This window comes from Stenotrophomonas geniculata ATCC 19374 = JCM 13324, from assembly GCF_001431625.1.
GTDB lineage: Bacteria > Pseudomonadota > Gammaproteobacteria > Xanthomonadales > Xanthomonadaceae > Stenotrophomonas > Stenotrophomonas geniculata.
Genome location: NZ_LLXT01000033.1, coordinates 1 through 10303, shown reverse-complemented (window position 1 = coordinate 10303; position 10303 = coordinate 1). Strand labels below are relative to the sequence as shown.

Below are 10303 nucleotides of genomic sequence, written 5' to 3'. Positions count from 1 at the left end.
CCCAAATCATCAAACAGTGGGGTCAGAGCCCGTTGCGCAGCAACGGGCTCTGACCCCGTGCCGACCAACGGTCGGCACCCACCATCAGCAGCAGGTTCCGACAGATCGCGGGAAACTGTCGAAGGCGGGGTGGGTCCGGTTGCGGGGGCGTGAGCCGCATGGATGCGGCGACCGAGCTTACATGGACGTACTTGCAGCGCCCCCCGCAACCGGACCCACCCCGCCATCCCACGGATACCCAGCTGTTGCTGTTGCTGTTGCTGTTGCTTCGACCTTCGCCTCCGCAGGTGCAGGGCGCCGCCCTGCATCGACCAACCCCTACTTCTTCAGGAAGTTGTCCACCAGCAGATGCTTCACGTCGTCGAAGCGGCCGTTCAACACCGCCTTGGCCGCATACAGCGCGGTACCGGCCACCTGCTTGGCTTCGATCTGTGGCGGCATCACCAGCTCGGCGCGGCTGGTGTGTACGTCCAGCAATGCCGGGCCACGCTGCGACAGGAAGTCCTGCACCGCTTCCTCCAGATCCTCGCTGCGGGTCACGGTGCGGCCGTGGAAGCCGATCACCTCGGCCAGGCGACCGAAGTCCGGGTTCTTCAGGTCGGTGTAGTTGTCCAGCAGGCCTTCCACCTTCTGTTCCAGCTCGACGAAGTTCAGCGAGCCATTGTTGAACACCACCACTTTGATCGGCAGGTTTTCCTGCACTGCCGTCAGCAGGTCGCCCAGCAGCATTGCCAGGCCTCCGTCGCCGGACAGCGATATCACCTGGCGGCCCGGGAACGCCTTCTGCAGGCCCAGCGCCTGCGGCATCGCGTTGGCCATCGTGCCGTGCAGCAGGCTGGTCAGCGTGCGGCGGCGGCCATTCACCCGGATATGCCGCAGCACCCAGACCATCGGCGAGCCGCCGTCGGCGGTGAACAGCGCATCGTCGGTCGCATACTTCGACAACAACGCGGTCAGGTGCTGCGGGTGGATCAGCTCGCCTTCACCCGGCTGTTCTTCCTGTTCACGCTTCTTCAGCGCCTTGTCGCGACGCTCGATGCACTCGTCCAGGAAACTGCTGTCCTCGCGCGGCGGCAGCATCGGCAGCAAGGCATCCAGCGTCGGCGCGATATCACCGACCACGCCCAGGTTCACCGGGTGGCGGCGACCCAGATGACTGCCATCGCGGTCGACCTGGATGATCGTGGCCTTGTCCGGGTAGAACTGGCCCCAGGCGAAGTCGGCGCCGAGCAGCAGCAGCGTGTCGCACGCCATCAATGTGTGGAAGCCGGACTCGATGCCGAAGATGCCGGTCATGCCCATGTTGTACGGGTTGTCCGGCTCAACGAAGTCCTTGGCGCGCGAGGTGTGCGCGATCGGCGCCTGCAGGCGTCGGGCCAGTTCCAGCAACTGCGCGTGCGCGCCCTGGCAACCGGCACCCGCGTAGATGCCGATGCGCCTGCCCTGCCCCAGCAGCTCGGCGATACGCTGCAGTTCGGCGTCGGAAGGACGCAATACCGGCTGGGTGTAGTGCACCGAGAACGGCACATCGTGCTTCACCTCGGCCTGGCTGATATCGGCCGGGAGGATCACCACCGCCACGCCGCGGCGGCTGATCGCCGCTTGGCAGGCCAACGTGACCACGCGGCGTGCCTGTTCGGCGCTGTGTACCTGTTCGCAGAACACCGAACAACTGGCGTACACCGCCTTGAAGTCCACTTCCTGCGGGAATTCCATGCCCAGTTCGCTGGTCACCACCTGGCTGGCGATCAGCACCATCGGCGCGCGGTTTCGGTTGCTCTCGAACACGCCGTTGATGAAGTGCAGGCTGCCGGGGCCGCAGGAGCCTGCGCAGGCGGTCAGTTCGCCACTCACCAGCGAATCGGCGCCGGCAGCGAACGCTGCCACTTCTTCATGGCGCACGTGCACCCAGGCGATCCCGCTGCCATGCATCGCATCGGTCACATGGTTGAGCGTATCGCCCACGATGCCGTAGCAACGGCGGACACCGGCCTGCTGCAGGGCGTCCACCACGATTTCGGCCACGCGCTTGCTCATCGGATACATCCTCGAACGGGGGAACGCCCGAGGCTAGACCTGATGAAGTGATGCCCCCGTGGGCACGTCGCCCGTCGCCTCGATGTGCAAACTGCGGGCAGAGGTCTCGTCAATCATTGACGTTGATCCAGCCCAGTACCGCGCCCTGCTTCGGGTTGCGGTAGCGCAGCTTCACCCAGCCGTCCTGTTCATCCAGCATTTCCACGCGGTCGCCCTGCACGAGGTAACGCTTGGTGCTGGACGCACCGGGCCGGTCGAACAGGAACAGGCGCGCAGGTACCACGGTGGCCTGCTGACCACGCAACGGCCCATCCGGTGGTGCACCCAGGCCATCGGCAATGGCGCTCTCCAGCACACGGCCGGCGGGGTCATAGGTGCGCCAGACCGCCAACGGGCCCTGCTCGTCGGTCTGTTCCCACTGCAGCGCGGCGTTCAATGTGTCGCCCAGCATCAACACGCTCTCGGCGCGGTACAGGTAGAGCTTCGCACCCGCGAACCGGTACTGGTCGGTGTACCACATCGGCCCGCTGCGGCAACTGCTGGTAAGGGTGCGGGTGGCAACGTCCACGCTCAGCCCCATCAGGTCACCGCAACTGTCCTTGCCGTGGGTGTCGGCCTGCAGCACGCGATACGAAGCACTGGCTGGATCGAAGCGGTACACCGTCACCGCTTCATTGACCATGCCCACCGAGGCGCGTGCGACCAGTTCCGGGTAGCCATCGAAATCGACGTCCTCCAGACCCCAGCGCGAATTGCCGTCGGCATCGGCCGCGCCCGCCAGCGTCTGGCGCTTTCCCGACGGCGACAGCTGCACGGCGATGCTGCCATTCTGCTGGGGATCGGCGTGCGCCTGCACGTGCGCGGCCACCTGGAACCGCAGTGTTTCGACGTCGTCGCCACTGGCCTGCGCCGACGGTGCCAGCAATCCCGCCAGCACCAGGCCCAGCACGCATTCCCTGTGTTTCATCATCGCTCCCTGCGGCACCGCGGTGGTGCCTTCAACTCAGAACGATACCTCGACCGGCTGCCGCGACCACAACACCGATTGATGCTTGGTCTGCTGCTTCCACGCCAGGCGGATCGCTTCGATATCGGCGCGGCGCTGCGGGGTGTCCTCGTGCAGCACCACCAGCACCTTCGTGCGCAGGCGGTTGGGCGCGGCATCACCGCGGAACAGCCACTGGCCGTAGGCATCGAACACGGTCAGGCCATCCGGGAAGCGCGGGGTCACTTCCTTGTCCAGGAACGTGCGCCACTGCGCCTCGCTGATGGTGTCGGCCTGCGGGCGGTTGCCGGCGCCCTGCTCCTCGCCCACGCCGAAGTACAGCTCGCTGCGCACCCAGCCATGGCCGGCGGACGGGCGTGCGGCGTCACCCTTCAGTTCGGCGGTGGTGGCCGTGGCATAGGCGCTGGGCGCCTGCGAAGAGAGGCTGGCACAGCCGCTGGTGGCCAGCAGCACGGCGAAGACGAGGCCAAGGTGTTTCATCGGTACAGCTCCGGGGAAGGGGGACAAGGCGAGCCGGCAGCGTACAGCGCCACCGGCCCGGCGTGCTGATGCCAGCAGGGCATCAGCTCATGCCGGACTGGCAGGGGCTTGCATCGGCACCGGCCATCACGCGAAGATAATATATCGCTTCATCCGGATGGATGTAAGTGAAACTATCTCCCCCTTCCCCGTCGTCGTTGTTGCTGGAGCCCCCATGTCCGCCCGCCTGCCCGCGTCGCCGCTCGGCCTCGCCATCGCCCTCTCGCTTTCCTCCGCCGCCGTCCCGGCCCTGGCCCAGGACGCCACCAACCTGGACACGGTGATCGTCACCGGCACCCGTGCCGCCGACCGCACCGTACTCGAATCCACCTCGCCGGTGGACGTGCTCACCGCCGAGGACATCCGCAAGGCCGGCGTGGTCAACGGCGAGCTGGGCAGTGCGCTGCAGGCGCTGCTGCCGTCGTTCAACTTCCCGCGCCAGTCCAACTCCGGTGGCGCCGACCACGTGCGCGCGGCACAGCTGCGTGGCCTGTCGCCGGACCAGGTGCTGGTGCTGGTGAACGGCAAGCGCCGCCACCACACCGCGCTGGTCAACACCGACAGCAAGATCGGCAAGGGCACCACCCCGGTCGACTTCAACTCGATTCCGGTCAGTGCGATCAAGCGCATCGAAGTGCTGCGCGACGGCGCCGGCGCGCTGTACGGCTCGGATGCGGTGGCCGGTGTGATCAACGTAATCCTCGACAACGGCGGTGACGGCGGGGAGATCGAGGCCAGCTACGGCGCCAACCACACCGACCTCAAGCCGATCGGCCGCACTCTCACCGACGGCCAGACCGGCAACATCAGCGCCAAGGTCGGCACCTCGCTGGGCGAAGACGGTGGCTTCCTGCGCGTCGGCCTGGAATACAAGCACCGCAACGGCACCAACCGCGCTGGCTTCGACCAGATTCCGCCCTGGGACCAGACCCCGGGCAACCTGGCGCTGCAGGGCAAGCGCAACTACGTGCTGGGCGATGGCAAGAGCAAGGACATCAATCTGTGGCTGAACACCGAGATCCCGGTGGGCCAGACCTCGACGTTCTACGCGTTCGGTACCTTCAACCAGCGGGATACCGAAGGCGCGAACTACTTCCGCTACCCCGATGGCGATGCCAACTGGAAGGAGATCTATCCGAACGGTTACCGGCCGATCTCCGAAGGCGAGAACCGCGACGTGCAGACCGTGGCCGGCGTGCGTGGGCAGTGGGGCGAGTGGAGCTACGACGGCAGCCTGGATTATGGCCAGAACGACTTCACCTACCGCCTGCGCGATTCGCTCAACGCCTCGCTGGGCCCGACCAGCCCGACCCGCTTCAAGACCGCCGATTACGAGTACGCACAGACCGTGGGCAACCTCGACCTGAGCCGCGTGTTCACCCAGAGCGAGAGCATCAGCCACACCCTGGGCCTGGGTGTGGAAGCGCGCCACGAGCGCTACCAGACCCGCCCCGGTGACCCGGCCAGCTACGCGGCCGGCCCGTTCACCGACCGCCCGACCGGTTCGCAGGCCGGTGGCGGCCTGACCCCGCAGGATGCAGCCGCCCTGTCGCGTGATGTGGCCAGCGCCTATGCCAGCCTGTCCAGCCAGTTCGGCGAAAAGTTCTCCACCGATCTGGCCGCGCGCTACGAGCACAACGACGATTTCGGCGGTGAACTGACCGGCAAGCTCGGCCTGCGCTACGAATTCACCCCGGCGTTCGCGTTGCGTGGCGCCATCTCCAACAACTTCCGTGCGCCGTCGCTGGCACAGATCGGCTACGAGTCCACCTCCACCGGCTACAACGCTGGCGGCCAGCTGGTGCAGGGCCGTTTGCTGTCGGTCAACAATCCGATCGCGCGTGGCCTGGGTGCGCGGAACCTGAAGCCGGAGAAGTCGATCAACACCTCGCTGGGCTTCACCAGCCGCATCGGCGAGCACTTCGACCTGTCGCTGGACTTCTTCCAGATCGACATCGACGATCGCATCGCGCTGTCGGAGAGCATCACCGGTGATGCGCTGACCGACTACGTGGCGGCCAACTACGGCGTCACCGGCCTGCAGAGCGCCAGCTTCTTCGTCAACGCCGCCGACACCCGCACCCGTGGCGCCGAGCTGGTGACCAACTGGCGCCAGTCGCTGGGCGATGGCCAGCTGCTGCTGACCGGCACCTATGCGTATACCAAGACCACGCTGAAGAACGTGCTGGCCACGCCGGCACAGCTGCGTGCGCTGAACCCGGACTACGTGCTGTTCGGCATCGAAGAAACCAACACGCTCACCGACGCCACGCCGCGCACGCGCGGTAGTTTCTCGGCAGCCTGGAGCAACGACCACTGGTCGCTGAGCAGCCGCGTGAACCGCTATGGCAGCGCCACCCGCGTGTTCAACTTCGGTGACGGCTACATCCCGCGCCAGACCTACCAGGCCGAGTGGCAGCTGGATGCGGAAGTCGAGTACCGCATCACTCCGCGCTGGAGCGTGGCCATCGGCGGGCAGAACCTGACCGACAACTACCCGGATCGATCCAACAGCGATATCCACTACTTCGGCAACCTGCCGTACGACGTGCTGTCGCCGATCGGCAGCAACGGCGCCTACTACTACGGCCGCGTTCGCTATACCTTCTGATTGCTCTGGGTGTAATTGCCTTGGATGGGTGCGGACCGTTGGTCCGCACTGTCTGGGTTCAATGCAGGCTGACCCTTTGTGCCGACCCACGGTCGGCACCCACCGAAGCAAGGGCGTAGCCTGCCCTCGACCCCACGTACACGCCCACGCTGGCAAGCTGGGCGTCATGGCTGAACCGCTCCCCCTGCGTCCGCCACCGCCATTGCTGGACGACGCCTGCGCGTTGTTCCTCGATGTCGACGGCACCCTGATCGAATTCGCTGCGCGCCCGGATGCCGTGCAGCTGCTGCCGGATGTGCGTGAAGCCATCGGCCGCATCAGCGACCGCCTGGAAGGTGCCGTGGCACTGGTCAGTGGCCGCCCGCTTGAACAGCTGGATCAACTGTTCGCTCCCCTGCAACTGCCTGCCGCTGGCCTGCACGGCCATGAACTGCGTGGCCAGGATGGTCGTGTGCTGCGTGACGAACACGATGACGACACCGCCGAGTGGCTGCACGCACTGCACCAGCAGGCGATGCGCTTCGCCCACGGCCATCCCGGCGTACTGGTGGAAGACAAGGGCGTCGGCCTGGCCCTGCACTGGCGCGGCGCGCCGCATGCCGCCAGCGATGTCCGCGCCTTCGCCGACCGCCACGTGCGTGGCCGTGCCAGCTACCGCCTGCAACCTGGCGACCATGTGGTCGAGTTCGTGCCTGTCGGCACCGACAAGGGCCGTGCCGTGCGCCGGATGATGCAGTACCTGCCCTTCCGCGGCCGCCTGCCGGTGTTCCTCGGTGACGACCTCACCGATGAATTCGGCTTCGACGCCGCCAACGTCCAGCATGGCTGGAGCGTGCTGGTGGGCGAGCGGGAACCGAGCAAGGCGGTGTTCGCGCTGCCCGACATACGCAGCGTGCACGCCTGGCTGCGTGAGAATGCCTATTGACCCGGCCACCCCACGGCCGCAACCGAGATGTACCGCGTGATGACCCAACCCGATCTTGATCTGGGCGTGGTCGGCAACGGCAGCTTCGGCGCCCTGGTCGACAAACGTGCCCGCGTTGTCTGGAGCTGCCTGCCCACCTTCGACGGCGACCCCACCTTCTGTGCCCTGCTCGGTCCCAACCAGCAGACCGGTGGCGACTTCGCCATCGAGTTGGAGGACTTCGCGAGCAGCGAGCAGGAATACCTGACCAACACCGCGATCCTGCGCACCGTCCTGCGCGACGCGCACGGTGGCGAACTGGAAATCCTCGATTTCGCCCCGCGCTGGCGCCAGAACGACCGTTTCTACCGCCCGGTCAGCCTGATCCGCCAGGTGCGTCCGCTGGCCGGCAGTCCGCGCATCACCGTGCGTGCGCGACCACTGGCGGACTGGGGCGCGCGCGTGCCGGAGTCCACCTGGGGCAGCAACCATGTGCGCTGGATCCTGCCCGAGCATGTGCTGCGGCTGACCACCGATGTACCGGTGCGCTTCGTGCGCGACGGTCTGCCGTTCGTACTCAACCATCCCATCCACCTGATCCTGGGCGTGGATGAATCGCTCAACCGCTCGATCAGTGGCTATGTGCAGGAAGCCTTCCAACGCACCCGCGACTACTGGCGCGAATGGGTGCGTTACCTGTCCATTCCGCTGGAATGGCAGGACGCGGTGATCCGCAGTGCGATCACCCTGAAGCTGTGCCAGTACGAGGACAGCGGCGCGATCATCGCGGCAATGACCACCTCCATTCCGGAAGCCCCGGGCAGCGTGCGCAACTGGGACTACCGTTACTGCTGGCTGCGTGATGCCGCGTTCGTGGTGCGCGCACTGAACCGCCTCGGCGCAACACGCACGATGGAGCAGTTCCTCGGCTACATCTTCAACCTGGCCACCACCGACGGCACGCTGCAGCCGCTGTATGGCATCGGCTTCGAAGCCAAGCTGGACGAGGACGAAGTACCCAGCCTGTCCGGCTACCGTGGCATGGGCCCGGTGCGACGCGGCAACCTGGCCTGGGTGCAGCGCCAGCACGATGTGTACGGCAGCGTGGTGCTGGCGTCCACGCAGCTGTTTTTCGACCGGCGCCTGCAGGACCCGGGTGATGCGCACACCTTCGCCCGCCTGGAACCCCTGGGCGAACAGGCGTTCGCCCTGCATGACGTACCCGATGCCGGCCTGTGGGAATTCCGCGGCCGCACCGAAGTGCATACCTATACCAGCGCGATGTGCTGGGCCGCGTGCGACCGCCTGTGCAAGATCGCCGTGCGCCTGAAGCGTGATGACCGCGCCCGCTACTGGCGCGAGCGCGCCGACACCATCCACGCGCGCATCATGGCCGAATCCTGGAGCGAGGAGCTGGGCCACTTCACCGATACCTTCGGTGGCCATCGGCTGGATGCCTCGCTGCTGCTGCTGGCCGATATCGGCTTCATCGACGCGCTGGATGCGCGCTTCATTGCCACCGTCGATGCCATCGGCCGAGACCTCAAGCATGGCAATTCGCTGTACCGCTATGTCGCGCCGGATGACTTCGGCGAGCCGGAAACCAGCTTCACCATCTGCACCTTCTGGTACATCGATGCGCTGGCAGCAATCGGGCGCATGGACGAAGCACGCGAGATGTTCGAGCTGCTGCTGAAGCAGCGCAACCATCTGGGCCTGCTGTCGGAGGATCTGGCCTTCGACAGTGGCGAGGCCTGGGGCAATTTCCCGCAGACCTATTCGCACGTCGGCCTGATCACCGCCGCGATGCGCCTGTCGCGGTCCTGGCAGGAGGCATCGTGAGTCGTCTGGTCGTGGTATCAAATCGTGTGGCCGTGCCCGGCGAGAACCGCGCAGGCGGCTTGGCGGTCGGCCTGCTGGCCGCCCTGAAGGAGCGCGGCGGCCTGTGGTTCGGCTGGAGCGGCAAGACCGTAAAGGAAGGCAGCGGCACGCTGCACCGGCAGAAGGACGGTGACATCGACTACGTCACCATGGACCTGAGCAAGCGCGAAGTCGATGGCTACTACAATGGTTTCGCCAACCGCACGCTGTGGCCACTGCTGCACTTCCGGCTGGACCTGGTCGACTACGACCGCGGCACCCGCGAGACCTACCACAAGGTCAATGCGCTGTTCGCCGACAAGCTCGCGCCATTGCTGCGAGAGGATGACATCGTCTGGATCCACGACTACCACCTGATCCCGCTCGGCGCACTGCTGCGCGAGCGCGGCATCGGCTGCCGCATCGGCTTTTTCCTGCACATCCCGATGCCGTCGGCCGACCTGCTGCAGGCGATGCCCGACCACCTGCGACTGTTCTCCGCGCTGTACGCCTACGATCTGGTCGGCTTCCAGACCCAGCGCGACGCCGATCGTTTCCAGACCTACCTGCGCCTGTTCGGTGGTGGCCGCGTACTCGACAACGGCGAGCTGGAAGCACCGGGCGGGCGCCGCTTCCGTGCGGCGGCTTTCCCGATCGGCATCGACACCGAGCTGATCGCACGCCAGGCCGGCACCGCCGCCACCAAGGCCGCGGTGAAGAATCTGCGCAACAGCCTGCGTGACCGCCAGCTGGCGATCGGCGTAGATCGCCTGGACTACTCCAAGGGCCTGCCCGAGCGCTTCCTCGGCTTCGAGCGCTATCTTGAGCGCCACCCCGACCAGCGCGGCTCGCTGACCTACCTGCAGATCGCGCCGGTCTCGCGCGGCGACGTCACCGAGTACCGGCAGCTGCGCAGCCAGCTGGAACAGATCGCCGGCCACATCAACGGTGGCCACGCCGAGCCGGACTGGACGCCGCTGCGCTACGTCAACCAGAACTTCACCCATGCCACGCTCACCGGCTTCTACCGGGCGGCGGCGGTCGGCCTGGTCACGCCGCTGCGCGATGGCATGAACCTGGTGGCCAAGGAGTACGTGGCCTCGCAGGACCCGGAGGATCCCGGCGTGCTGGTGCTGTCTCTGCTGGCCGGCGCTGCCGACGAACTGAAGCAGGCACTGCTGGTGAACCCACATGATCTGGACGGCGTGGCCGACGCCATCGCCACGGCAGCGACGATGTCGCTGAGCAGGCGCAAGGAGCGCTGGCACGCGATGATGGAACATCTGCGCACCTACGACATCAACCACTGGCGCCGCAGCTACCTCGACGCGCTGGAAGGCTGAGGGAAAAAGGGGACGGAGGGGAT

7 protein-coding genes are annotated in these 10303 nt (G+C 66.4%); 4 read left to right on the top strand and 3 right to left on the bottom strand.

Features of this window, described 5'->3' with window-relative positions; translation table 11 throughout:
- Positions 1 to 318: 318 nt before the first annotated feature.
- From ARC63_RS02005 to ARC63_RS01995, 3 genes are all read right to left on the bottom strand, one after another.
- A complete protein-coding gene (locus tag ARC63_RS02005; RefSeq protein ID WP_057502396.1) occupies positions 319 to 2037 on the bottom strand; it encodes a thiamine pyrophosphate-dependent enzyme in 1719 nt (572 codons plus the stop codon).
- Between the two features lie 109 nt (positions 2038 to 2146).
- Positions 2147 to 3004: an SH3 domain-containing protein gene (locus tag ARC63_RS02000; protein WP_057502397.1), complete on the bottom strand. Its 858-nt coding sequence runs from the start codon at positions 3002 to 3004 to the stop codon at positions 2147 to 2149.
- A gap of 36 nt (positions 3005 to 3040) precedes the next feature.
- On the bottom strand, positions 3041 to 3523 hold the full coding sequence (locus ARC63_RS01995) for a DUF3574 domain-containing protein (protein ID WP_010481551.1): 483 nt from the start codon (positions 3521 to 3523) through the stop codon (positions 3041 to 3043).
- A gap of 214 nt (positions 3524 to 3737) precedes the next feature.
- Here ARC63_RS01995 and ARC63_RS01990 point away from each other — a divergent pair, with 214 nt between their 5' ends.
- The 4 genes from ARC63_RS01990 to otsA all read left to right on the top strand — a co-directional run bounded on the left by ARC63_RS01990 (position 3738) and on the right by otsA (position 10280).
- Positions 3738 to 6173, top strand: coding sequence for a TonB-dependent receptor plug domain-containing protein (locus ARC63_RS01990; RefSeq protein WP_057502395.1), 2436 nt, complete (start codon positions 3738 to 3740; stop codon positions 6171 to 6173).
- 166 nt (positions 6174 to 6339) lie between these two features.
- Complete coding sequence (gene otsB / locus ARC63_RS01985) at positions 6340 to 7098, top strand: trehalose-phosphatase (protein WP_010481547.1); 759 nt, start codon at positions 6340 to 6342, stop codon at positions 7096 to 7098.
- A gap of 39 nt (positions 7099 to 7137) precedes the next feature.
- On the top strand, positions 7138 to 8919 hold the full coding sequence (locus tag ARC63_RS01980; RefSeq protein ID WP_029550881.1) for a glycoside hydrolase family 15 protein: 1782 nt from the start codon (positions 7138 to 7140) through the stop codon (positions 8917 to 8919).
- Positions 8916 to 10280: an alpha,alpha-trehalose-phosphate synthase (UDP-forming) gene (gene otsA / locus ARC63_RS01975; RefSeq protein ID WP_049413347.1), complete on the top strand. Its 1365-nt coding sequence runs from the start codon at positions 8916 to 8918 to the stop codon at positions 10278 to 10280. Before ARC63_RS01980 ends, otsA begins: the two co-directional genes overlap by 4 nt.
- The last annotated feature ends 23 nt before the right edge of the window (positions 10281 to 10303 follow it).